Genomic DNA, 24,707 nt, shown 5'->3' with positions numbered 1-24,707 from the left:
ATGCGCATGCCTTCATTCGCCCGCCGTCATCCCTGGATCGGTTTGCTGATCGTAGTGACGATTGCGGTTGCCTCGTGGATGCTGCCGCGCGCGCCGCATCCGGCAACCGAGCCCATGTCTTTGGCCGCCGCCCGGTCCGAAGCGTCGAAACCGGCTGGCCCGCCCTGGCTGTATGGCCGTGCCGATGCGCGCTTCACGGTGGTCGGGTACGCCGACCTGGAGTGTCCGTACTGCCGGGCCTACTTCCCCGCGCTCAAGCGCTGGATCGACGCCCATCCCGAGGTGAACTGGCAGTGGCACCACCTGCCGCTGTCCATGCACGAGCCGGCCGCGACTGCCGGGGCACGCCTGGTCGAGTGCGCGGGCGAGACTGGTGGACATGCCACGTTTTGGCAGGCCGTGGCGTGGCTCTACTCGAACACCCGTGGCGACGGCCAGGGCCTGCCGGAGGGCCTGCGCTATCCCGACCTCACGGCAGCCATGCAGGGTTGTCTCGACAGCGAGCGCCCGGATGCCGTCATCCATGCCCAGGCGGTGGAAGCCGCACAGCAGGGCATCGCGGCCACGCCGGCCCTGCAACTGCGCGACCGCGAGTCCGGCAAGACCCTCCTGCTGCACGGCCCCGTCGAAGGCGATGCCTTGCTGTCGGCCATCGACCTGCTCACCGCCGGCAGCACGACCGTAGCGGAACCCGCCCATTCCCCAGACATGCCCGCCGGCGTTGCCGGTGACATGCCCAGGTAGCCATCGATCTTCAAGGCTGCGGCGCGGCTTGTCCGCGTTGATCGAAACCCGTTCGCATCGCATCCCTAGACGCGAACAGCTACCGCATCCGCGGTGGTGGATGCCCGCTCGTCACCTGTTCCATCCCCATCGTCCCCAGGAGGGTTTGCCCTCCAGGGGCAGGCGCCCTCCGATCTCATCCATTGGAGGTTCGCCATGTCTCTTGTCATCGCCGACTCCCGCCCGGAGTCGCTCACCCTGATCGCCGCCCAGCACGAAGACTGGATCATCCAGCAGGCCATCACCCTGCTGGAGAACCGCGTGTTCAAGGCCGGTCCGGCGCTGGGCAGTCCCGCCGCCGTGCGCGACTACCTGCGCCTGAAACTGGTCGCGGAGCCGAACGAAATCTTCGCCGTCGTGTTTCTCGACAACAAGCACCAGGTGCTCGCCTTTGAGCCGCTGTTCAAGGGCACGGTAGACCAGACTTCGGTGTATCCGAGGGTGGGGGTCCAGCGTGCGCTGGCGCTCAACGCTTCGGCGCTGATCCTGGCGCATCAGCACCCCTCGGGGAACACCGAACCCTCGGCCGCTGATCGTGCGATCACCGAGCGGCTGAAGAGCGCGCTGGCCACCGTCGATGTCCGGGTGCTGGATCACTTCATCGTCGGCAAGGGCAGCCCGTACTCGTTCGCCGAAGCCGGCTTGTTGTAGCAGAACCCCACGCACATTCATTTCATCACCACGGGAGCCCTTGGCTCCCGTTTCCTTTCGCCGGTGCACAGGAAATCGGGACTGACCGGTTTCGGTTTCTTTGTCGTTCTCTGATCTGCGTTGCGCTCGACTACGAGTCTGCATCGACTCCGCGGAGGCGCGACATGCCGGCTCATTCCCTCAACCTTCCTGCCGCCTCGCGGCGCCCCCTGGCCGCCCGGCTGGCCGCTGGACTGTGCGCCGCGCTGCTCGGTCCCATCGTGGCGGCCGCCGATGTGCTCGTCGTCACCGACAGCCGTCATCCGGTGCAGGCCCCGGCCGGCGTGCGGGTCATCGAGCTGGACCAAGCCACGCGCATCGAGGGCGAACTCGCGGCGCACCTGCCGGCCGACCCCCAACAGGCCGCGACCCTGGTGCGGCAACGGCTTCATGACGGCGACGAGGCCCTGCAACGCCGCATCGGCCATGCCTACCAAGGTGTCGCGGATGCCTGGGGGCTGGGCATCGCCAAGATTCCCGCCGTGGTGGTCGATCGACGCTACGTGGTCTACGGCGAGCCCGACGTGCCCCGCGCCGTCGCGCGCATCAACGCCTACCGGAGCACGCAGCCATGAGCCTCCTGCTGGCTTCCCGGCGCCTGCGCGCCACCGTCGCCTCGCTGCTGCTGAGCGCGGCCACGTCGACGTTCGCCCTGGACAGCGCCACAATCGTCTCGTCGGCGCTGTCCCCCGACTGCCTCGAATACCGCGTAGTCGGAATCTGCTACTGGCTGTACTGCACGCCATTCGGCTGCTCGGTTCGCACCTCCGTCAAGGTGCGCCACTACGTCCCCGATGCGGTGGTGTCGAGCTACTCGAACACCGGCGAAAACCCGTGGCTGGAAGTCAGGGCGATGAGCATGCCCAATCCGAGTGCCAAGGCTGGCGGTGACGGCACGACCAATCATGACAACGAGAACAACCTCGCCAAGTTCAAGAACGCCGATGTCATCGGCCATCCGGCCGGGATGGTGTTCAGCCAGTTCGCCAGCGCCTCCGGCTACACCTGCGAAGGCGCGGGCACTGCCTTCAAGCCGTATCTGCTGAGCACGCTCGACACGCTGGCCTGGCGCTACAACATCCCGGAAGCGCTCTACCCCGAAGCGCTCATCCCCGGTCGGCGCGAAATCGGTACGCGCACCGGCCTGAACCTCTGGGGCAACGTATATCCCCGCGGTGGCTTCCTGCAGCAGACCGACGACCACCAGAGCGGCGCCGTGGTCGCGCAGCGCGCGGGCGACATCGTGACGCGCCGCAACCAGATTCACGTGTACCAGCCCCTGCTGGCCAACGCCCGCGACGGGTATTGGCCGGCCGGCGCGTTGATGGAGACCGACGCATCGACGGGCAAGTGGCAGGAGCTGACGCCCACGCTCTCGAACACTTGCGTGGTCTTCCCGCACAGCCGCACCCGCGTGCAGGCCCAGCAAGGCGACTACGCCTGGGCCTTGTGGCGGCCTTACTCCTGCTGCCGGCGCCGTGGCCAGGTCTTCCTCGGCAGCGTCGATTTCATGTGAGGAACCCACGATGAACGCATCCCTCCCTGACTTCCTGCGCCGCTCGAAGTCGCACCTGCGGGCCACGCTGCTCGTGGCGGCCATCACGCTGGTCGTCGGCGTCGCCTGGGCGCAGACCCGCATCGATCCCAATGGCGTGAACGTCAGCGGCAGCGTGATCGGCGACGACGTGCTCTACAGCATCGGCGGCGGCCGGGCCGTGTCGATGGGTGGTGCCGGCAACATGCAGAGCATCGGCGTGGGGATCGGCTGGAACAGCAACCTGATCTGCGGCGACATGAGCATCACCACGACACTGCAGAACCAGCTCAACGGCATCACCAACGGCTTCCAGACGATCATGAGCAATGTGATCCAGAACGCCACCAGCGCCGTGGCCTCGCTGCCGGCGCTGATCATCCAGCGCGCCGACCCCGGGCTCTACAACCTGCTGACCAACGGCATCCTCCAGGCGCGCCTGGACTTCGACCGCTCGAAGATGACCTGCCGGGCCATCGCCAATCGGATGGCGGACATGGCCGGCGGCCAAGCCGGCTGGGACCAGCTTGCCGAAGGGATGGCGCTGCGGGATGCGGTCAGCAGCACCGATGCCGTCTCCGCCATCGAGCAGGCCGAGTCCAACAAAGGGAACAACGGCGTGCCATGGGTCGGCGGCGGCAACGCGGGCGGCTCCGGTCAGAGTTCGATCAAGGTGGTCGGCGATGTGACGCGCGCGGGCTACAACCTGCTCAACGGGCGCAGCGCCACCGATACCTCGTCGATCGCGCGCAGCGCCTGCGGCAACCGCCTGACCTGCCAGACCTGGTCGTCGCCTGGCGCGGCCGCGGTCTTTGCGAACCGCGTGCTGGGCGAACGCGAGCAACGCACCTGCGAAAACTGCACGAAGACCCAGACCACGCCTGGCGTCGGGCTCACACCAGTGATCCAGGAAGAGTACGAGACCAAGCTGCAGGTGCTGCAGGAGCTGGTGACGGGCGCCCGGCCGACGACGCCGGCCAATCTCGACGCGGCCGGCAGCAGCTCGCTGCCGATCACCCGCGGCGTGATCGAGGCCCTGCGTGATGAACCCGACCAGGACGTACTGGGCAAGCGCCTGGCGTCGGAGGCGGCGCTGTCCAGCGTGCTGGAGAAGGCCTTGCTGCTGCAACGCACGTTGCTGACCGGCAAGAAGGAGCCGAACGTCGCCGCCAACGAACTGGCCGTGCAGGCGGTCGACCAGGAGAACAGCGCGCTGGAGCAGGAGATCAACAACCTCAAGACTGAGCTTGAGCTGCGGCGCACGCTGGCCGGCAACTCGGCGATGGCGATCGTCCAGCGCCACAGCACCCGCGCCGCTGGCTCGCGCGGCATCTTCGAGGGCGACACCACGCGCGACCGGCTGCGGGAAGTCCAGAAGCCGCGGAGCGGTACGCCGTGAGCCGGCTGACCTGGCTGCGGCTGCCATGGCTGTTCAACCGCCGCGTCGGCGTGGCACTGCTGTGGACCTTGCTGGTGGTGGCCGCCGCGGTGGCGGTGAACATCGCCGGCATCCACGTGGTCGGCGACGTCGACGGCTGGCAGCACTGGCTGCAAGCGCACGCCGGCCACTTCTTCGTGTGGCGGCTGTGCCTCTACGGAGCGACGGCCTATGGCTGGTGGTGGATGCGCCGGCGCCTGCTGCGGCGGGAGCCGTCCCGCGAGACGCATCAGCGCTTGCTGCGCACGGAGACCGCGGCCGTGATCGCCGTGGTCGCGCTGGAAGCCAGCCAACTGTTGCGGGACGGCTGAGACCGGGAGGCAGGCATGACGCTCTTCACGACGGACTACCTGGAGTATTACCTGACCCTGGTGGCTTGGGTGGTCAACAACGGCATCTGGAGCATCCTCGTGGCCAGCGGCGTGTTCGCGCTGCCGTTCGTGGCCATCGTGATCCAGGAATGGCTCAAGGCCCGCAGCGAAGGTGCGGACGAGGGCAACAAGGGCGTGCTGTCGTCGATGCGCATCGAGAACCGGGTGTGGGTAGCGATCGTGGTCATCATGTTCGCCGGCATCCCGTTCATCCCGGTGGATCTCGCCACGATCAAGTTCGACACCACGCGCTCCGCGCAATGTCAGGTCAGCGTCCCGCTGCCCAACGACACGGGCTGGGCCAACGTCTACACCACGCTCGACAACCAGAGCGCGCTGGTGCCGGTGTGGTGGTTCTTCATGCACGCCATCTCGAAGGCGGTCACCGGCGCCGCGGTGGCGGCGATTCCCTGCGGCACGGACCTGCGTCAGATTCGCATGGATGTGGATGCCACGCGCATCGACGATTCGGTGCTGGCACAGGAGGTCGCCGATTTCACGCACGACTGCTACGGGCCATCGCGCGCCAAGCTGTTCATGAACCGACCGACGCTCTCCGACGAGCAGATGAACGACGTGACCTGGATCGGGTCGAGTTACTTCCTCGACACGCCCGGCTTCTATGACACCTATCGCTCCAAGACCCCACGCACGGCCTGGCCCTACGACGCGACCCGCGATGCAGGGCTGGCACAGGTGTACAGCGGCGGCGGCTATCCGTCCTGCCGACAGTGGTGGGCCGATGGCGGCCAGGGACTGCGCAGCCGGCTGCTGGCACAGGTCGACCCGGACCTGCTGACCCGCATCGGGCGCTGGGTGGGCTTCCTGTCGCAGAGCGAGGCCAATGACTCGGTGATCCGCGCCGTCGTCTCACCGCGGCAGCAGAAGATGAACCAGGGCGCCGTCTACACCGACTACGGCGGCCAGATCGACAAGACGCTGCCGAACATCGTCACGCGCGGCGCGAGCGACCTGGGGCTGACCGTCGGCTCGCTGGGCTTCTTTCCGGCGATGGACGTGGTGCGCCAGGCGCTGCCGATGGTGCTGACGATGCTCAAGATGGCGCTCGTCATCTGCATCCCGCTAGTGCTGCTGATCGGAACCTACGACCTGAAGACGGTGATGACGGTGAGCTGCGTCCAGTTCGCGCTGTTCTTCGTGGACTTCTGGTTCCAGCTCGCGCGCTGGATCGACAGCACGATTCTGGACGCGCTCTACGGCTGGGGGTTTGGCGCGGACAGGCCGCACACGAACTTCGATCCGTTGATCGGTTTGAACAACGCCTTTGGCGACATGCTCCTTAACTTCGTCATGGCGATGATGTTCATCGTGCTGCCGACGTTTTGGGTCATGGCATTGGCTTGGGCAGGCGTTCGCACGGGAAATATCGTGCAGGGGTTGTCCACCGCCACCTCGGACGCCAAGGGCGCTGGGGGGCGTGGCGCTGGTATGGCAATGAGCGCCGTATCGAAGAAGTGACCGCCGTTCAGTCGTCGTCGGTCACATGCGGGTCGATGCGCCAGTCGCTCTTGTCATAAAGCCCGAAGCCGTTGGGGCCTTCCCTCCACTCGGGTTGCGGTTCCTCTTGATCAGGGTCGTCGTGCTGCACGAGCCATGCAGCAGTCACCGCAAAGGCAAGCAGCAGGGCCAGCCAGAGCGCGGAGTAGAGCAGCGCACCGAGCACGGCGAGCTTGACGATCCAGAGCACCGCCGTCGCCGCGCCCGCGGTCACCCCGCGCGTCACCAGCCAGCCGGCGACACGCTGCTCGCGGCGCAGGTATCCACGCCAGGCACGGCCAGCCCCCCGGCCCAGCCGGTGGCTCCAGCGCCCGTTGTGCGTGTTGGTGGTCATGCTCATATGCCTCGGCTTCAGTGGTGCCTCACCTCGCGGAGCGGCCGGTCGTGACCTGCCCTCCAGCATAGACCGCGATCAGGAGGGCGGGTTGCGGCCGGCAGAGCCGGGTTGGCTCGGGTCGTCGGTCGATTAGATTCTGCACGATAAATCAAGCCTTATGCTACTTTCCATGCGCGTTCTTGCAATGACTCTAGGCGTTGATTGGATTCTGTGTTATTTTTATAATATGAATGGAAATTCTCGGCACCAGGTAATCAAGCGACTGCAGGCGGGACTCCCCCGTGGGGCGCCGTTCGACCTTGCCACCCTGAGCCAGTTCGGGGTGTCGCCCCAGCTCGCCGCTCACTATGCCGACGGCGGGTGGCTCGTGCGCCTGGCCCATGGCGTCTATGCCTTCCCGAACGATGAGTTCGGGGTCTACGGTGCGCTGAAGTTCCTGCAACAGCGCGTGCCCGGCCTGCACGTCGGCGGCAAGAGCGCCCTGGCCCTGCAGGGTGTGCGGCACAACCTGGGCAGCCGGGAGGCGCTGGTGCTGTGGGGCGACGGTCGCTTCGCGTTGCCGGCCTGGTTCACTTCGCGCTTTCCGGCCCGCTATGTCCACGCCCGCCTGTTCGACTGGCCGGACACGGCGCTGGCCAGCAAGACCCTGGCCACACCGCCTGGCCTGCCCGAGGATCTGCGGGTGGCAGCCCCCGAGCGTGCCGTTCTGGAGCTGCTGTACGAAGCCGGCGTCAAGCAGAGCCTCGAAGAGGCCCGCAACCTCTTCGATGGACTGCGTTCCCCCCGCAAGGACGTGCTCGGGCAACTGCTGTCCTGCTGCGCCAGCGTGAAGGCCGTGCGCCTGTTCCTCACCTGGGCGCGCGAGACCAGCATCGTGGATGTCGATGCCCTGCTGGAGCAGTACCCGGTTCGCACCGGCAGCAACACGCGCTGGATGAGCCGGCTCGATGACGGCACTTTGCTGAGCCTGAGACCTCATGGATAAGACCTACGCGGACACCGTTCGCCTGCTGCTGGCCGTCGCGCCCGACGTGTTCGCCAACGACATCTTCGCCATGAAGGGCGGCACGGCCATCAACCTCTTCGTGCGGGACATGCCGCGCCTGTCGGTGGACATCGACGTGGTGTACCTCCCGTGGCAGACGCCGCGCGACAAAGCGCTGCAAGCCATCAACCAGGAGCTGGCCGCCATCGCCGCGCGCGTTGCACCACTGGGCGTGCAGACACGCCTGGTTCGCGCCAAGGATCTGGGAGACACCAAGCTGATCGTCGAGAACGACGCCAGCCAGGTGAAGATTGAGGTCAACGTCGTGTTCCGCGGCAGCGTGCTGCCAGTCGAGCGGCGGCCGCTGAGCGCCAAGACCAGCGATCTGTTCGGCGTCGAGTTCGAGCTGCCGGTTCTGGCACCGGACGAGCTGTACGCCAGCAAGCTGGTGGCCGCGCTGGATCGGCAGCACCCCCGCGACCTGTTCGACGTGTGGCAGCTCTACGAATCGGGGGACATCAGCGACGGCATGGTCGAGTGTTTCGTGATCTATCTGGCGGGCCACAACCGGCCGCCCCACGAAGTGCTGTTCGGCAACGACAAGGACATCGCCGGTGAGTACGAGCGGGCCTTTGTCGGCATGACCGAAGTGGACTGCTCCCTGGAGACACTGCTCGACGCTCGCGCCAGGCTACGGCGCGAGCTGCCACAGCGACTGAGCGCGGCGCACAAGCAGTTTCTGAGCGGGCTGGCGCGCGCAGAGCCGGACTGGTCGCTGGTGCAATGCCCACACGCCGCTCAACTGCCGGCCCTGCGCTGGAAGCTCGCCAATCTCGAAACCTTCCGCAAGCGCCGTCCCGGCGACTTCGCCGCGCAATCCGCCGCCCTCGACACCGGCTTGGGTCAGAGCTGACGAACGTCCCGCAGCGACCCACTTGCCGGGATTGCCCCATGCCGCATTCATCGGGGCACCCGCGAAGCAGCGGCCCTATACCCAAAGGCTTCCGACAAAGGCCAAAGGGCTGGGAAGGGGCAAAGGAAGGGCGCCAAGGGGAAAGGCCCTATCCTGAAAAGGCCAAAAGGCGCCCCGAGCAGCCCGTCATCCGGGGTTCACCATGCTCTCGCTGTTCCAGCGCAAACGGGTACTACCCATCGCCGGCACACCGCCCACCTCCGCCATCGAAACTCCGAAAGGGTCGATGCGGCCGGAGTCGGCCGCATCGCTGCTGGCCACGCCGCGCCGGCAGAAACTGCTGGAACACATCTGGCAGCGCACATCGCTCTCGCGCCGGCAGTTCGCCACGCTCTACCTCGCCCCACTGGAGCGCTACGCCGAGCTGGCCCAGCAGTTCCCGGCCTCCGAGAACCACCACCACGCCTATCCGGGCGGCATGCTGGACCACGGCCTGGAGATCGTCGCCTACGCGCTCAAGCTGAGGCAGTCCTACCTGCTCCCCAGCGGCACCACGCCTGAAGACCAGGCCGCGCAATCCGAAGCCTGGACCGCCGCCACGGCCTACGCCGCGCTCCTGCACGACATCGGCAAGATCGCGGTCGACCTGCACGTCGAACTGGCGGATGGCAGCATCTGGCACCCTTGGCACGGTCCTTTGCAGCAGCGCTACCGCTTCCGCTATCGCCCGGACCGCGAGTACCGCCTGCACAGCGCCGCCGCCGGACTGCTCTACGCCCGCCTGCTCGACCGTGAGATTCTCGACTGGCTCAGCGGCTACCCGCTGCTGTGGTCGGCGTTGCTTTTCGTGCTGGCCGGGCAGTACGAGCATGCCGGCGTGCTCGGCGAACTGGTCATCCAGGCCGACCGTGCCTCGGTCGCCCAGGCCCTGGGCGGCGACCCGGTCAAGGCGATGGTCGCGCCGAAGCATGCGCTACAACGCAAGCTGCTCGAAGGCTTGCGCTACCTGCTGAAGGAAGAGCTGAAGCTCAATCAGCCCCAGGCCTCGGACGGCTGGCTCACCCAGGACGCGTTGTGGCTGGTGAGCAAGACCGTTTCGGACAAGTTGCGCGCGCACCTGCTGTCCCAGGGTATCGACGGCATCCCCGCCAACAACACCGCCGTCTTCAACGTGCTGCAGGACCACGGCATGTTGCAACCCACGCCCGACGGCAAAGCGATCTGGCGCGCGACCATCGCCAGCGGGACCGGCTGGTCGCACGGCTTCACCCTGTTGCGCCTTGCGCCTGCATTGATCTGGGAGGGAGGCGAGCGGCCCGCACCGTTCGCCGGCACGGTAACGGTCATCCAGGAAGAGGGAGATGCTTCCGCCGCGCCTGTGTCCCTGCCGCCGGCCGAACCCTCTTCACCGGAGTCTCCGCCCCAAATGGCGTCACCAGCCGACGATGGCATCGACGCACTCCTGGATCTGCTCGGCACGTCCGACAGGACACCGGCCATCCCCTCATCTGCCACCGAATCGCCCCCTCCGGCTCCGGAAGGCCCCTCCGAGCCGGTTGCGCTATCCGGCTCGATGGTGCCGGGACTTCCTACTCCAGGCCCGGAGGAACCCCCATCAGGCGAGCACTTCATCGTCTGGCTGCGCCGGCGCATCGAGGCGCGCAAGCTCATCATCAATGACGCCAAGGCACTGGTGCATACGGTCGCCGATACGGCCTACCTGGTCAGTCCCGGTGTGTTCCAGCGCTACGCCCAGGAACATCCCAAGACTGCTTCCCTGGCCAGGCAAGAGCAGTTGGCCGATTGGCAGTGGGTGCAGAAACGGTTCGAGAAGCTGCAACTGCATCGCAAGCAGGTCAGTGGTCTGAACATCTGGACGTGCGAAGTGACCGGGCCAAGGAAGTCGCGGAGAGTTCACGGCTACCTGCTTCAAGACCCGCGGACCCTGTTCAACGACACGCCGCCGAACAACCCTTACCTGTCGCTTTCATCATCCGGTTCGACGCAATGACCTCTTCGTGGGACGTCATGAAACAGCGAGGACCGAGCATCTGATCGGCTCAGATTTCCTGGGCACTACTCCTCTAAGCAGGAGGACACTCTAGTGCCCGCAAACGAGGTCAAGTCATGTCTTGTTCCATGTAGAGCGGGTTAGCTCATCCCCGAGCCCGCTTGAAGTCTTCCCTGAATGTCTCCAGCGCCTGGCGAAACTCCGCCTGCCGGGCCTCGAACCGCGCCGTCGGCGCCACTACCGTCACCGCATGGGGCCCCATGAAGGTCGGCAGCAGAGCGCTGATCGCGCTCACTCCCGGGGCGTGCTCCTCGACATCCACCGCGATGCCGTCGCGGCGGATGCCTGGCATCTGCGCGAGCAACCCCGGCAGGTCCAGGGTCCTGCCGGTGAGTTTCTCAGGGGCCGCGGCGATCCAGCGGCCGATTTCCTCGTCACTGAGGGTGGACAGCAGCACCTTGCCGTCCGAAGTGGCGTGCATGGGCAGTGAGCGGCCCAGGGGAATCACCACCCGCAGTTCATGCTCGCTGATCGCACGAATGATGACGTTGCTCTGCTGCCCGCGGATGCACGACAGCGCCACGGTTTCGCCCAACGATTCGCCTAGCTGCTCCAGCGAGTCGCGTACGAAGGAGATGATGTCGCCGTGGGCCTGGTGGATCAGCTGGTGCAGGCCCGGCCCCAGGCGATAGCCGCTGCCCGGCAGGGCCTCGACCAGGTCCTCTGTTTCCAGCGCGCCGATGATGCGCTGCACGGTCGAGCGCGGCAGCCCCACGGCCTGGGCGATGGCGGCCAGGCTCAGGCCCTGGGGCTGCACCGCCAGGCTGCGCATGACCGCGCTGGCCCGCGCAATGACCTGGATCCCGCCACTGCGTGGCTCTTCCATCAGGTTGTCTTTATCAACACTCATCACATTCCTCGGAAACGGCCGTGCCGCGGCCTTTGGGCTGACAGCGGAGTGTACAGGTTCGTCGCTGGCTGGGCAGAGGCTGTTTATTTTTTGCAATCACAAATGTATCATATTGTGGTTCTATTAACCGTATTGCGGTACATGTCGATTCGCCAGAGGGCTGTCAGGGGTAGTCACACACCGCCGCAAGCAGTTGTCTGGCGCCGTGTCCAGGGGGAGAGAAGATGAAAATCATAACCATGCAGAGCTTCGGCGCCTTGTTGTCGGCAATGCTTCTGCTGTCGGCGTGCGAAAAGACTGAACAGACCGTGGCGGCCGCGCCACCTGAAGTGGGCGTGGTCGAGCTCAAGGCCCGGGACGTACTGCTGACCAGCGACCTGCCGGGCCGTACCACGGCCTACCGCGTGGCCGAGGTGCGTCCTCAGGTCAGCGGGATCATCCAGAAGCGCCTGTTCACCGAAGGCACCGTGGTGCGCAAGGGGCAGCAGCTCTACCAGATCGAGCCGGCGCTCTACCAGGCGGCGGTCGACAAGGCCGAGGCCGGCCGCGACACCGCGCGCAACCTGGCCCAGCGCTACCAGCGCCTGCTGGACACCAAGGCCATCAGCCGCCAGCAGTTCGACGATGCCCAGGCCAGCTGGAAGCAGGCCGAGGCCGAACTGAAGACGGCGCGCATCAATCTGGAGTACACCCGCGTGCTGGCACCGATCGACGGGCGCATCAGCCGTTCGAATGTCACCGAAGGCGCCCTGGTCAGCGCCCAGCAGAGCCTGGAACTGGCCTCGATCAACCAGCTCGACCCGATCTACGTGGATGTCACCCAGGCCTCCACCGAGGTGCTGCGGTTGCGCCGCGAGCTGAATGCCGGGCACCTGGCCACGGTCGGCCCCGACCAGGTCAAGGTCGACCTGACCCTGGAAGACGGCACGCCCTATGCACAGCCGGGCACCCTGAAATTCTCCGAGGTGACCGTCGACCCGGGTACCGGCGCGGTGACCCTGCGGGCACAGTTCCCCAACCCCGACGGCCTGCTGATGCCGGGTATGTTCGTCCACGGCACGCTGGCCGAAGGCGTGCGCCAGCAGGCGGTCCTGGTGCCGCAGCAGGGCGTGACCCGCGACCCCAAGGGCGAGGCGACCAGCTGGGTGGTGGGCGAGGGCGACAAGATCGAGCTGCGCCATATCAAGGCCACCCGCACCGTGGGCAACCAATGGCTGGTCGAGTCGGGCCTGAAGGCCGGCGAGCGGGTCGTCACCGAAGGCGTGCAGAGCGTGCGCCCCGGGATCGTCGTCAAGCCCGTGGCCGCCGGCAACGTCGCCCCCGTGCAGTCCATCGTCAGTTCCCAGTAATAGCGCAGCCCCGGCATCGCCCCCACTACTCGGTAAATCCCCATGTCATCGTTTTTCATTAACAGGCCCATCTTTGCCTGGGTGATCGCCATCGTGATCATGCTGGCCGGCGTCTTCAGCATCCTGAAGCTCCCGGTCAACCAGTACCCCAACATTGCCGCCCCCGCAGTGAGCATCACCGTGGTCTACCCCGGTGCCTCGGCGCAGACCGTCCAGGACACCGTGGTGCAGGTGATCGAGCAGCAACTGAACAACCTCGACGGGCTGCGCTACATCTCCGCTGAAAGCAACAGCGATGGCAGCATGAGCATCATCGTCACCTTCGACCAGGGCACCGACCCGGACATCGCCCAGGTGCAAGTGCAGAACAAGCTGCAGCTGGCGACCCCGCTGCTGCCCGAGGAGGTGCAGCGTCAGGGCCTGCGCGTGGCCAAGTACCAGATTAACTTCATGCTGGTGGTCGGCCTGTACTCCGAAGACGGCAAGATGGACAACTTCGATCTCGGCAACTACATCGTCTCCAACCTCAAGGATCCGATCACCCGGGTCAAGGGCGTGGGCGACTACCAGATGCTGGGGGCGCAATACGCCATGCGCATCTGGACCGATCCGCAGAAACTGCTCGGCTACCAGCTGACACCCCAGGACGTGATCGACGCGGTCAGGTCGGAGAACGTCCAGGTTTCGTCCGGCTCGCTGGGCGGCCTGCCGACGCACCAGGACGTGCAGCTCAACGCCACCGTGCTGGGCATGTCGCGGATGAAGACAGCCGACGAATTCCTCGAGATCCTGCTCAAAGTCAACCCGGACGGTTCCCAGGTTCGCCTTAAGGATGTCGCCACCGTCGGCCTGGGCGCCGAGGACTTCTCCATCAGCGGCACCCACAACGGCAAGCCCGCCGCGGCCATCGCCCTGCGCCTGGCCACCGGCGCCAACCTGCTCGACACCGTGCAGCGGGTGCGCGACACCGTGGACGAGCTCAAGCCGTTCCTGCCACCGGGGGTCAAGGTCGCCTACCCGTACGACACCTCGCCAGCGGTGGGCGCCTCGATCCACGAAGTGGTCAAGACGCTGTTCGAAGGCATCGTCCTGGTGTTCCTGGTGATGTACCTGTTCATGCAGAACCTGCGCGCCACCCTGATCCCGACCCTGGCTGTGCCGGTGGTACTTCTGGGCACCTTCGGTGTACTGGCGGCGTTCGGCTTCACCATCAACATCCTGACCATGTTCGGCATGGTCCTGGCGATCGGCCTGCTGGTGGACGATGCCATCGTCGTGGTGGAAAACGTCGAGCGGGTGATGGTCGAGGACAAACTGTCCCCCCGCGAAGCCACGCGCAAGTCCATGGGCCAGATCCAAGGTGCGCTGGTGGGCATCGCCATGGTGCTCTCGGCGGTGTTCGTGCCGATGGCCTTCTTCGGCGGCGCGACCGGCATCATCTACCGACAGTTCTCCATCACCATCGTCTCGGCGATGGCGCTGTCGGTGCTGGTCGCAATGATCTTCACCCCGGCGCTGTGCGCGACCCTGCTCAAGCCGATCGGGCACGACCACCACAAGAAGAAAGGCTTCTTTGGCTGGTTCAACCGTACCTTCGACCGCAACGCGGACCGCTACAAGGTCGGGGTGCTCGGCATTGCCAAGCGCAAGGCGCTGTTCTTGGCCATCTACGGGTTGATTGTGGTCGCCCTGTGCTGGCTGTTCCCGAAGATCCCGACCTCGTTCCTGCCACCGGAGGACCAGGGCACCCTGTTCGTCCAGGTGCAGATGCCCACCAACACCAGTGCCGAGCGCACTCAGGTGGTACTCAATGAGATCCGCGACTACCTGCTCGAGGACGAGCATGGGGTGGTCGACAGCGCCTACACCGTGAATGGCTTTAACTTCGCCGGCCGTGGCCAGAGCTCGGGGATGCTGTTCGTCAATCTCAAGCGCTGGGAAGAGCGTAGCGACCCGCGCGGCACCGAGATATTCGCTTTGGCCCAGCGCCTGCAAGCACGTGGCGCACAGATCAAGGATGGTACCGTCATCGCCATCGTGCCGCCGGCGATCTTGGAAATGGGGAATGCAATGGGCTTCGACTTCTACCTGCAAGACCGAGCGGGCCTGGGGCACGAGAAGCTGATCGAGGCACGCAACCAGTTCCTGCAGATGGCAGCCGCAGATCCTGTGCTGACCAATGTGCGTCCTAACGGCTTGAGCGACGAGCCGCAGTATCAAATCGTTATCGACAAGGAAAAAGCCCGCGCACTGCAGGTGAGCATCGCCGATATCAACAACACCATGAGCACGGCCTGGGGCTCGGCCTACGTCAACGACTTCGTCGATCGGGGCAGGGTGAAGAAGGTCTACGTGCAGGGTGAAATCAGCTCGCGCATCGCGCCGGAAGATTTCGATAAGTGGTATGTGCGCAACGCCGAGGGGGAGATGGTCAAGTTCTCATCCTTCGCCAACGGCTACTGGACCTACGGCTCGCCGAAGCTCGAGCGTTTCAACGGCGTCTCCGCAGTGCAGATCCAGGGCGAGCCCGCGCCAGGCTACAGCTCAGGTGACGCCATGCAGGCAGTGGCGCGAATCGTCGCCAAACTGCCCGAGGGAATTGGCCTGCAGTACACCGGCATGTCTTACGAGGAACGCCTGTCCGGCTCCCAGGCGCCGGCCCTGTACGCGGTGTCGGTACTGATTGTGTTCCTGTGCCTGGCAGCCCTCTATGAGAGCTGGTCGGTACCGTTGGCGGTGATCATGGTCGTGCCGCTGGGCGTTATCGGCGCGGTGCTGGCGACCTTGGGCCGGGGCCTGGCCAACGACGTGTTCTTCCAGGTTGGCCTTTTGACCACCGTTGGCTTGTCGGCGAAGAACGCCATCCTGATCGTCGAGTTCGCCAAGGCGTTGCACGAGCAAGGCATGCCCCTGCTGCAGGCAGCGGCGGAAGCGGCGCGTCAGCGTCTGCGCCCGATCATCATGACCTCCCTGGCCTTCGTGCTTGGTGTACTGCCCCTGGCGATCTCCACTGGCCCGGGCTCGGGTAGCCAGCATTCCATCGGCACCGGCGTGGTGGGCGGCATGCTGACCGCGACCTTCCTGGCGGTGTTCTTCGTGCCGTTGTTCTTCGTGGTGATCACCAACCTGTTCATCCGCAAAGCGCGCCAAGCCGATGGTCAGGCCCAAGGAGAGCAAGCATGAACCACGGCAAACTGAAAACCGCCCTGGCCCTGGCCGTCGGGCTGCTGGGTGGCTGCTCGTTGATTCCGGACTACCAGCGCCCGCCGGCGCCGGTGGCCGACAGCTGGAGCGGCGCTCCCGCCGACGCGCAGGCGGTGCTGCCCTGGATGAGCTTCTTCAAGGACGACCAGCTCAAGGGGCTGATCGGCGAGGCGCTGGCCAATAACCGCGACCTACGGGTGTCGCTGCTCAACATCGAGAAGGCGCAGGCGCAGTACCGCATTCGGCGTGCCGACCTGCTGCCGTCGATCGACGCCAATTTGTCCGGCACCCACCAGCGCACGCCGGCGGACCTGTCCCTTGACGGTCGCACGCAGACCAGTCACCGGTATGATGCCGGTGTCGGTTTCGCCTCGTACGAGGTGGATTTCTTTGGTCGCGTGCGCAGCCTGAACGAGCAGGCGCTAGAGGCCTACCTGCAGACCGTCGAGGCGCAGCGCAGTGCGCAGGTCGCCCTGGTATCCGAAGTCGCCAACGCCTACTACCAGTTGCAGGCGGACCTGCAGTCGCTGGCATTGAGCGACCAGACCCTTGAAAGCCAACACCAGAGCTACCTGACCATCCGCAGCAGCTACCAGGAGGACGTGGCGACCGAACTGGACCTGAGCCAGGCGGAGAGCACCGTACGTTCGGCCCAGGCCAGCCAAGCCCGCTACCACCGCCTGGTGGAGCAGGACCGCAACGCACTGGTGTTGCTGGTGGGCAAGCCGCTGGCGCCCGTGCAGCTGGCCCTGGCAGCTTCGGACACGCCGGAGCTCGACACCGCGCTGCCGGCCGGCCTGCCGTCTCAGGTGCTGACCCGGCGTCCGGACATCCTCGCCGCCGAGCATGCGCTCAAGGCCGCCAACGCCAACGTCGGCGCCGCCCGGGCGGCGTTCTTCCCGAACATCAGCATGACCGCCTCGGCCGGTTCGGCCAGCGGACAGCTGGGCGACCTGTTCGCCGGTGGGCAGGGCGCCTGGAGCTTCGTGCCCTCGATCAACGTGCCGATCTTCAACTGGGGGCGCAACCAGGCCAACCTCGACGTGGCCAAGGTGCAGACCTTGATCGAGGTGGCCAATTACCAGAAGGCCATCCAGCAGGCATTCCGCGAAGTGGCTGACGGCCTGGTCGCGCGCGGCAAGCTGGACAGCCAGGTCACCGCCCAGGAACTGCTGGTCAAGGCCAATGCCCGTAGCCACGACCTGGCCCGGCTACGCTACGAGACCGGCGTGGACACCTACCTGAACAGCCTGGACGCCCAGCGCAACCTGTACGCCTCGCAGCAGGAACTGGTCGACACGCGCCTGGCGCGCAGCCAAAACCTGATCGCGCTGTACAAGGCCCTTGGGGGGGGAAGCGAATGATGCCGCCACGGAGTGCCTTGCGATGAGACGGACCAAGATCCAGATGGAGCGGACACGGCAACGCCTGCTGGATGCCGCCGAGTGCGTGTTCAGCGATCAGGGCTTCGCCGCCGCGAAACTAGAGGCGATCGCCGACGCCGCCGGCCTCAGCCGGGGCTCGATCTACTGGCACTTCAAGGGCAAGTCCGAACTGCTGGAGGCCGTCGTCGACCGCGCCTGGTTCCCCTGGGACGTGCTCCCGGTCGACAAGACCGAGGTGGAGCGCCTGCCGAGCATCGCGGAGATGGCCGGCGCGCTCGGGCAGGGCGTCCAGCGCACCCTGTTCGAGCCGCGCCTGCGCAGGAGCGCGTTAATCCTGCTGCAGGCGCGCGAGCTGCGCGGCGTGAGCGAGCGGGTGCTGCTGCGCCTGCAAGGCATGCAGCAGCGTATCGGTCGGCATGTATCCATGGTCGTCGAGCAGTCCGCAGGCCGCGGTGACAGCGGCGTGCAGGGCAGGGCGGTGGGCACGTTCATCTTCGGCGCCCTCAGCGAGGCCCTTATGCTGGGGCGGCCTGGGGAGCACGGGCTGGTCGGGCAGGAGGTGGAGCGGTTCGTCCTGAGGTTGCTCATGCCGGCCGTCGCGGAACGACACTCGGATCGATGATCCGCGGTAGCGCGCTTGCCGGTGATGCTGCCTGCGTGCTGCCTGGCACGGGCTTCGTTCGTCATCCGGGCGGTGAGGCGTTCCGACAAGCCCGCTCCTGGGTTCGCAATGGCAGTTGCACTGCCGCTCTCCGACAAGCCGGCCACTCCTGAGCCGTCAATCGAGATTATGTGGAGTTCGCCCACTCGACCACCGGGTCGAGAACGAGGCGGATAAGCCGCAGACAGGTACGGTGGCCCTTCAGAACCGGCCAAAACCACTCTCTGAATAATGAGACTTATCCAGTACTCCGCATAAGGCGCATGCGCGGCGCAAGTTCGTCGAAACGCAAAAGGTGCAACTCAAGGGCAAACCGGGCGTGCTGATATCGCGTTGGGGATGATGATCAACAAGCTCTACGGCGTCGAGCGCGAACTCAAGGATGTCAGCGATGAACAGCGCTACCGGGGCCGCCAGCAGCACAGCCCACCGCTCCTCGATCAGCTCAAGACCTAGCTGAAGAAAACCCAGCCGCAGGTCACGGCGCAGAAAGCCCTGGGCAAAGCAGTGAACTACCTTGCGAGCAACTGGAGCGGACTTGAACGCTACATCGAGGCCGGCCATCTGCCGATCGATAACAATGCAGCCGAGCGGCCCATCCGGGCCCTTTGTTACCGGTCGTAAGAACTGGCTGTTCAGCGACACGCCGAAAGGAGCGACTGCTAGCGCCCAGCTCTACAGCCTGGTCGACCCCCCCCAAGACCAATGGCCAGTTGCCCTACGCCTGGCTGCGCTATGTCGTCGAGCGCCTGCAGCTGGCCAACAGCGTTGAGGACTACGAGGCGCTGCTGCCGTGGAACTGCCAGCCAACGACGCACTGTAAAACGCAAAACCCCTCCAGAGGGAGGGTTGATGGAGAGCTTACTTTCCAGCATTGAGGCGATGAACCAGCAGATCGCCACTGCCGCCGAACAGCAGAGCGCCGTGGCCGAGCAAGTTGGTCGGAGTATGGAGCGGGTGCGCGACGTAGTTGAGGATGGCGCACGCGCCCTTACTGAGCTGCAGCACGCCAGTCAAGAGCTACAGGAGGTCGGCGAGCATCTCAACGACGCGGTAGGGCACTTTCGCACGTGAGAGGGGCAGGGACGTAAAGCGTCACTTGGCGCAGTAAACGTTTTTTGCGGTCGAACAAATGGGTGCCAAGTAAGGCATTGAGCAGGACGGTTACGAATGCTTGATTTGTTTCGTACCGTCCTCAACTCTGACTCGTATGAATAGCTATGTGACCTTTTTGACGCGGTAATCAAGTCGAGCTCGAGTTATCCCAAGAAGGGCAGCCGCCCGGGAAATATTGCCACCGCTATGCTTGACGGCTGCTCGGGTGATGGCGTCTTGCACTTGGTCCAAGTTAACAGGCCCTTGATGTACCATCTGCTCGGCAATTTCATCTAATGAGAGAGCTTTAGGGTTAGCATTCTCAGCCGCGTTCCGCATCAGCTCACTACTCAAGGTTAGATCACCTTTCTGGTTGAGGCTTAGGAAGTCTTGTGTGGTGAGGGTGCCTTCAATCGTCGTTAAATGGTGAGTGTCCAAAAAGTCGACGTCTTGAGCCATGATTATGGCTCTCTCGATCACATTCTCCAGCTCTCGAATGTTGCCCGGCCAGTCATGGTGAATAAGTACCTGCATGGCGGCATATGATATGCCTTTTAACTTACGTGCGTGGCGCTTAGAAAATCGGGAAATGAGTGCTCTGGTAATGAGTTGAATGTCATCGCGGCGTTCCCGCAGAGGGGGAATTTGGATGGGAAAGACGTTCAGTCGATAGTAAAGATCCTGTCGAAAGTGGCCATCTTGGACGGCTTTTCTCAGATCAACATTCGTTGCGGCAATCAGTCGGACACTGGTGTGGATTGTCCGATTGCTGCCGAGACGTTCTAGTTCACCATTCTGAAGTACACGGAGAAGTTTACTTTGAGCGGTCATGCTTAGAGTGGCAATTTCGTCAAGGAAGAGAGTCCCTTGATGAGCTGCCTCGAAACGTCCCTCTCGCGTAGTGGTAGCACCTGTAAAGGCTCCGCGCTCGACGCCAAACAGCTCCGACTCGATTAATTGATCTGGTATAGCGGCACAGTTCACTTCAACGAAGGCCTGGCCAGCGCGGCTGCTCAAACGGTGGATCTCACGGGCAATAAGACTCTTGCCGCTCCCGCTTTCTCCAAGTAAAAGAACTGTCGCATCGGTCTCCGCCACACAAGCTGTTTTATGACGGAGCACCTTGAACACTGCCGATGAACCAATGACGAGCTCGCCTCCCTGATCATCATCGGGAATAGGGTGCGTGGCGATCTGAGATTGCTCCGACTGATTGGGTGCCCACATTTCGGCGGGCTTCGCTTGGATGCGGCAATGAGGGTGTCCCATCGCTTGGCATTCGAGCTCTTCCACGACGATAGGTTTTCCAGCGCATGTGCTTAGATACCCTGAACAATACGCAACGGAAAACCAACACACCGCATTTGAGCTGACACCGTTCATAGCTAAATGAATTTCAGCTTCGATGGAGTTCTGCCAGTAGGCTTCTGCACGATAGTCCGTGTTCTTCATATCGAACGCATTTAGTGCCGACGATCCAATTTGCATCGATGTTACAAATCCTTGCAAAGCGTGCAAGACACCACCTGCGTAAATCTGCTTTTCAATAGAGGATAAACCTTCCTTTTTTACAATCATTTCTGCATCGCGTTGACCGGTGGTGAATCCGATACGAGTCAGAAATTCCCGCGAGTAGTCTGGGCCAGAATAGGCCTGTAAGTCCTTGTATATGTCTTTCAGTGTTTCCATTTGTAGGAGCACGCATCGGCTTTCGTCCAGCCAGATACGCCCTTCGTTGGGAGAAAAGTGCAGTTTGGAAACTAAAGCATGTACTTCGGGAAGTGCAAGGTCGGCAACGATGGAGCGGTCTTCACTGTTACTATTTTTATTAGATTTCATGGTGATGGCTCAGGTCAGGTAGGAATGGATAAGGTTCTCGTAGGTTTTAATAATTTTATTAATTTGTGCTGATGGGGTTCAGAATATGGTGAATCCTGCCCGCCTGAGTAGGTGCATTCTGGCATCTGCTGACGAGCCCATATGCCCTTCAGTCTCACTGCTTGCTGGGTGCATGGATCGGCTGTCGCCTAGCCAGATGCCTCCTTCGCAGGGGGAAGGGGTGAGACTGGACCCAAAAGATGGATTTCAGGGAGCGACAGTCGGTAATGATGGTGCGGTCTTCACGAATTTTATTTTAGATTTCATGGTGATAGCTCAGGTTAGGTAGGAATAGATAGGGCTCTCGTATATTTAATAAATTTATTAAATGGTTGCGATGGGGTTTCATAATATGGTGAAGCTTGCCCTCTCTGGCAAGTGCATTTCGGCACCTCCTGGCGGCCTCCGAGGGAGGGTACTGCCGTCCGGAACTAGGCTTTCGGGCGCTTTTTAGAATGAAAATCCTTATAAAACAGTATGTTGTCTTTCCCTGTGAGAGGCCGCTTAGTCAACTTGGCACGGTATTGGCTAAGAGCCCTGCAAGGCAGCTGTGAGGTTTCTTCGACATTGCTGCCTATTAAAGCTATATGAGAGCGGAGATGTGATAACAATGATTTCAAATCTCGGATATATCGTTTTAGGGGTGAGTGATCTCGATGCGTGGGAGCGGTTCGCTGTAGATGTTGTTGGTCTGCAGGTTGGCGCTCGTGAAGCGGGTGTCAGTCTTGGCCTGCGAATGGATAGCTTTGAACAGCGTATTCTGCTGCAGTCGAATAATGCCGATGACATGATCGCCGCTGGCTGGGAGTTCGACACGGAAGAGGCCCTGTTGGGTTATGTTGCAGGTTTACGAGAGCACGGTGTAGAAGTGCGTGACGCCTCGGCCGAGTTGGCAAGTGTGCGCAGGGTCGAATGCGTATTCTCATGCAGTGATGATAATGGCATGTTCCATGAGTTTTATTTTGGTGCCCGGCGCGCAGCGCTGTCGGATGTATTTCGCTCGAAGGTCTTGTGCGGGCCTTTTGTGACGGGACGGCTGGGCGTTGGTCACTTTGTCGCGGTGGATAAGTCCGGTGGGGCCACCACTGATTTTTACGAGTGCATCCTTGGGGTAAAACTCAGTGACTACATCAGTGGTGAAGTGGTGCTTGGCAAAGAAATGGAGGTGAAGTTCTTCCATTCTGCCACGGGACGCCATCATTCGGTTGCAACGGCAGAAGTTCCGTTCCCTGTTTCCAAGATCATCCATCACATCATGGTTGAGTTTGCCAACATGAATGATGTCGGGCTTGCCTATGATCGTTGTGTCGCAGCGGGAGTTCCAATTGAAATGGAGTTTGGCCATCATCCCAATGATGGAATGTTCTCGTTTTACGCAAAAACACCTTCTGGCTTCCTCCTGGAGTTTGGCTTCGGCGGGTTGGTTATTGATGATGCCACCTGGGAGGTCAGGCGTTATAGCCAGTTAAGCGATTGGGGACATAGGCATCCCCCCCGGGGCTAGGGAGAAATCCAACTGGACGAACAGCGCGTGCTGCCAACGGGCCTCATTCTGACACGTATGTTCTTTCATTCAGTCTAGAAATCGCTTAACTGCAGTTTGTTGGCTGATCTAGGTTTTCTGCGAAAGGTATGAGTTGTTTGTGGATAACTCGCAGGCTTGAGTCTGGTTCGGTCTGAATATTGATTCGTGGTCATAAGTAAAAGTTGATTATTTGCATGTCGGCCCAATCTCCTTAAGCGGGTTATCGTCGGTGCTTTAATTATTTTTGCAACTTATGATTGTCAAAATTAAATAAAAACAACAGGAAAATCGTTATGTCGAATTCTGCGGAAACTGATGTTCTTATCGTGGGTGCTGGTCCGGCCGGTGCTATGTCGGCTGCTCTGTTGGCGGGTCTGGGTGTCCGCAGTCTGATGATTAATAGACGGCGCTCCACTTCAACAGGTCCTAGGTCGCACATTACTAATCAGCGCACGATGGAAATTCTGCGTGATCTTGGCTTGGAAGAGTCGGCGAAGTCGCTTTCGGTGCCAAAGGAATATATGGGTGAGCATGTTTATGCCGCCAGTTTAGCAGGCGAGGAGTTTGGACGAATTCCAGCGTGGGCATCTCATCCTCAGGCGCACGCAGAACACGAACTGGCCAGCCCAACAAGATACTGTGATTTGCCGCAGTTGTATTTTGAGCCGCTGTTGGTAAGTGAGGCTGCTCTGCGCGGTGCGGACGTCCGCTTCCTGACGGAATACCTGGGTCATTTTGAAGACCAAGACGGTGTAACCGCGCGACTGTTTGATCACGTAAGTGGCGTCGAGTATGAGGTGCGTGCGAAATATATCATTGGTGCGGATGGGGCTCGCTCGTTAGTTGCGCAAAACGCCGGTTTGCCGTTTGAAGGGCAGATGGGCATCGGTGATTCCGGGTCGATAAACATTGAGTTCAGCGCTGATTTATCATCGCTGTGTGAACATCGTAAAGGCGACATGTACTGGATGTTCCGCGCTGGCAGCGGGATCAATGGTGTCGGCGTCGCAGCACTGCGAATGATTCGGCCCTGGAATAAGTGGATGTGTGTTTGGGGGTATGAAAAGTCAAAAGGCACGCCCGAGATCACCAAGGAAGAAGCCAAAAAAATTATCCATGAGATAATCGGTACGGATGAAATTCCGGTTGAGGTTGGCCCTATTTCAACCTGGACGATCAATCAGCAATATGCCGTGCGCAACACCGCCGGGCGAGTCTTCTGCATGGGCGATGCCGTTCATCGTCATACGCCGATGGGGGGGCTTGGGCTCAATACGTCCGTCCAGGATGCTTACAATCTATCCTGGAAGATTGCTCTGGTGCTCAAAGGCAAGGCTGCGCCGACATTGTTGGACTCTTACGACGCGGAACGGTCGCCCGTGGCGAAACAGATCGTCGAGCGAGCCTATAAGAGTCTTTCCACATTTCCTCCTGTTTTCGAGGCGCTCTGTCTTCCACCGGTTCCGACAGAGGCGGAAATGGCGGAAGCTCTGGTGCGTCTCAAGGATGCAAGTGAGGAGGGGGCGAAGCGGCGCGCTGCACTTCGTAAGGCCATGGATGCGACCATCATCGGGCTTGGCGGCGGGCACGGTGTCGAGCTGAATCAACGCTATGTTTCCCGCGCGGTGTTCCCCGACGGCACGCCTGATCCGGGGTTTGTTCGTGATAAAGAGTTTTTCTATCAGTCGAGTACACGCCCTGGTGCGCATTTACCGCATGTTTGGCTTACCGAGAATCAGCGGCGGATCTCTACCCTGGACTTGTGTGGGAAAGGCCGCTTCACCCTGTTGACAGGGCTTTCCGGAATTGCCTGGAAGCACGAGGCCGAACGGGTTTCGCAGTCTCTTGGGATTGATCTAAAGGTATGCGTAATCGGCCCGGGCCAGGCGTTCGTGGATACCTATGGTGAGTACGCCAATATATCCGAGATAGACGAAAGTGGCGCATTGCTCGTACGGCCGGACATGTTTATCGCGTTTCGCGCGAAAGACGCATCTCAGAAAAGTCTTGAGCAGCTGATCGTGGCGATGAGGAACATCCTTGGGCGGGCATAATCGGTTGTGTGAACCCCTCTATTGAATCCCGGTAAAGCAAACAACAAACGCCCCGACTTAGTTTGG

General features: G+C 62.5%; 20 protein-coding genes and 1 pseudogene. 18 read left to right on the top strand and 3 right to left on the bottom strand.

The features are described from left to right. The 7 genes from AC3WKX_RS04745 (at position 1) to AC3WKX_RS04715 (ending at position 6,295) form a co-directional block, all read left to right on the top strand. Positions 1–744, top strand: coding sequence for a DsbA family protein (locus AC3WKX_RS04745; protein ID WP_102604184.1), 744 nt, complete (start codon positions 1–3; stop codon positions 742–744). Positions 745–939: 195 nt separating this feature from the next. Beyond that, positions 940–1,434, top strand: a complete 495-nt coding sequence (gene radC / locus AC3WKX_RS04740; protein ID WP_102604185.1) for a RadC family protein — start codon at positions 940–942, stop codon at positions 1,432–1,434. Positions 1,435–1,598: 164 nt separating this feature from the next. Beyond that, positions 1,599–2,048 carry a TIGR03757 family integrating conjugative element protein gene (locus tag AC3WKX_RS04735; RefSeq protein WP_102604186.1) on the top strand — a complete coding sequence of 150 codons (450 nt, stop codon included), beginning with the start codon at positions 1,599–1,601 and terminating at the stop codon, positions 2,046–2,048. Next, positions 2,045–2,989, top strand: coding sequence for a TIGR03756 family integrating conjugative element protein (locus AC3WKX_RS04730; protein WP_102604187.1), 945 nt, complete (start codon positions 2,045–2,047; stop codon positions 2,987–2,989). The genes AC3WKX_RS04735 and AC3WKX_RS04730 overlap by 4 nt, the downstream gene beginning before the upstream one ends. A 10-nt stretch (positions 2,990–2,999) precedes the next feature. Continuing rightward, a complete protein-coding gene (locus tag AC3WKX_RS04725) occupies positions 3,000–4,406 on the top strand; it encodes an integrating conjugative element protein (protein ID WP_102604188.1) in 1,407 nt (468 codons plus the stop codon). Then, positions 4,403–4,756 (top strand): hypothetical protein, encoded by a 354-nt coding sequence (locus AC3WKX_RS04720; protein WP_102604189.1) that lies wholly within the window; start codon positions 4,403–4,405, stop codon positions 4,754–4,756. The genes AC3WKX_RS04725 and AC3WKX_RS04720 overlap by 4 nt, the downstream gene beginning before the upstream one ends. Before the next feature lie 15 nt (positions 4,757–4,771). Further along, positions 4,772–6,295 (top strand): conjugal transfer protein TraG N-terminal domain-containing protein, encoded by a 1,524-nt coding sequence (locus AC3WKX_RS04715; protein ID WP_102604190.1) that lies wholly within the window; start codon positions 4,772–4,774, stop codon positions 6,293–6,295. 7 nt (positions 6,296–6,302) lie between these two features. Here AC3WKX_RS04715 and AC3WKX_RS04710 read toward each other — a convergent pair whose 3' ends face one another. Beyond that, positions 6,303–6,674, bottom strand: a complete 372-nt coding sequence (locus AC3WKX_RS04710; RefSeq protein WP_047526695.1) for a DUF3742 family protein — start codon at positions 6,672–6,674, stop codon at positions 6,303–6,305. A 223-nt stretch (positions 6,675–6,897) separates the two neighbouring features. Here AC3WKX_RS04710 and AC3WKX_RS04705 point away from each other — a divergent pair, with 223 nt between their 5' ends. The 3 genes from AC3WKX_RS04705 (at position 6,898) to mobH (ending at position 10,580) form a co-directional block, all read left to right on the top strand. Beyond that, the gene (locus AC3WKX_RS04705; RefSeq protein ID WP_173883005.1) at positions 6,898–7,656 is read left to right on the top strand and encodes a type IV toxin-antitoxin system AbiEi family antitoxin domain-containing protein; all 759 of its coding nucleotides are present in this window, start codon (positions 6,898–6,900) and stop codon (positions 7,654–7,656) included. Continuing rightward, positions 7,649–8,569: a nucleotidyl transferase AbiEii/AbiGii toxin family protein gene (locus AC3WKX_RS04700; RefSeq protein ID WP_102604192.1), complete on the top strand. Its 921-nt coding sequence runs from the start codon at positions 7,649–7,651 to the stop codon at positions 8,567–8,569. Before AC3WKX_RS04705 ends, AC3WKX_RS04700 begins: the two co-directional genes overlap by 8 nt. Before the next feature lie 202 nt (positions 8,570–8,771). Then, positions 8,772–10,580, top strand: coding sequence for a MobH family relaxase (gene mobH, locus AC3WKX_RS04695; RefSeq protein WP_102604193.1), 1,809 nt, complete (start codon positions 8,772–8,774; stop codon positions 10,578–10,580). A gap of 145 nt (positions 10,581–10,725) precedes the next feature. On the opposite strand, the gene AC3WKX_RS04690 is transcribed toward mobH, so the two are convergent. Further along, on the bottom strand, positions 10,726–11,490 hold the full coding sequence (locus AC3WKX_RS04690; protein ID WP_102604194.1) for an IclR family transcriptional regulator: 765 nt from the start codon (positions 11,488–11,490) through the stop codon (positions 10,726–10,728). A gap of 224 nt (positions 11,491–11,714) precedes the next feature. Between AC3WKX_RS04690 and AC3WKX_RS04685 the strand changes: the two genes are divergently transcribed. The 6 genes and pseudogenes from AC3WKX_RS04685 to AC3WKX_RS04660 all read left to right on the top strand — a co-directional run bounded on the left by AC3WKX_RS04685 (position 11,715) and on the right by AC3WKX_RS04660 (position 19,163). Beyond that, the gene (locus AC3WKX_RS04685; protein ID WP_102604195.1) at positions 11,715–12,839 is read left to right on the top strand and encodes an efflux RND transporter periplasmic adaptor subunit; all 1,125 of its coding nucleotides are present in this window, start codon (positions 11,715–11,717) and stop codon (positions 12,837–12,839) included. Positions 12,840–12,881: 42 nt separating this feature from the next. Beyond that, on the top strand, positions 12,882–16,022 hold the full coding sequence (locus tag AC3WKX_RS04680) for an efflux RND transporter permease subunit (RefSeq protein WP_047526703.1): 3,141 nt from the start codon (positions 12,882–12,884) through the stop codon (positions 16,020–16,022). Further along, positions 16,019–17,407 carry an efflux transporter outer membrane subunit gene (locus AC3WKX_RS04675; RefSeq protein WP_102604196.1) on the top strand — a complete coding sequence of 463 codons (1,389 nt, stop codon included), beginning with the start codon at positions 16,019–16,021 and terminating at the stop codon, positions 17,405–17,407. Before AC3WKX_RS04680 ends, AC3WKX_RS04675 begins: the two co-directional genes overlap by 4 nt. A gap of 22 nt (positions 17,408–17,429) precedes the next feature. Next, positions 17,430–18,050 (top strand): TetR family transcriptional regulator, encoded by a 621-nt coding sequence (locus tag AC3WKX_RS04670; protein WP_052193457.1) that lies wholly within the window; start codon positions 17,430–17,432, stop codon positions 18,048–18,050. 298 nt (positions 18,051–18,348) lie between these two features. Further along, positions 18,349–18,967: pseudogene (locus tag AC3WKX_RS04665) on the top strand (IS66 family transposase); the annotation flags it as partial. Then, positions 18,942–19,163 carry a methyl-accepting chemotaxis protein gene (locus tag AC3WKX_RS04660; RefSeq protein WP_102604197.1) on the top strand — a complete coding sequence of 74 codons (222 nt, stop codon included), beginning with the start codon at positions 18,942–18,944 and terminating at the stop codon, positions 19,161–19,163. The pseudogene AC3WKX_RS04665 and the gene AC3WKX_RS04660, both read left to right, overlap by 26 nt. A gap of 144 nt (positions 19,164–19,307) precedes the next feature. On the opposite strand, the gene AC3WKX_RS04655 is transcribed toward AC3WKX_RS04660, so the two are convergent. Further along, complete coding sequence (locus AC3WKX_RS04655) at positions 19,308–21,023, bottom strand: sigma-54-dependent Fis family transcriptional regulator (RefSeq protein WP_102604198.1); 1,716 nt, start codon at positions 21,021–21,023, stop codon at positions 19,308–19,310. Positions 21,024–21,672: 649 nt separating this feature from the next. On the opposite strand from AC3WKX_RS04655, the gene AC3WKX_RS04650 reads away from it, so the two are divergent. Both AC3WKX_RS04650 and AC3WKX_RS04645 read left to right on the top strand, forming a co-directional pair. Then, positions 21,673–22,566, top strand: coding sequence for a VOC family protein (locus tag AC3WKX_RS04650; protein WP_201774169.1), 894 nt, complete (start codon positions 21,673–21,675; stop codon positions 22,564–22,566). Positions 22,567–22,880: 314 nt separating this feature from the next. Beyond that, positions 22,881–24,641 (top strand): FAD-dependent oxidoreductase, encoded by a 1,761-nt coding sequence (locus AC3WKX_RS04645; protein WP_102604199.1) that lies wholly within the window; start codon positions 22,881–22,883, stop codon positions 24,639–24,641. The last annotated feature ends 66 nt before the right edge of the window (positions 24,642–24,707 follow it).

The sequence above is a fragment of the Pseudomonas sp. GP01-A4 genome (assembly GCF_058780865.1).
Note: the sequence above shows the minus strand (reverse complement) of the source record. Positions and strands in the feature narration are given on the sequence as shown.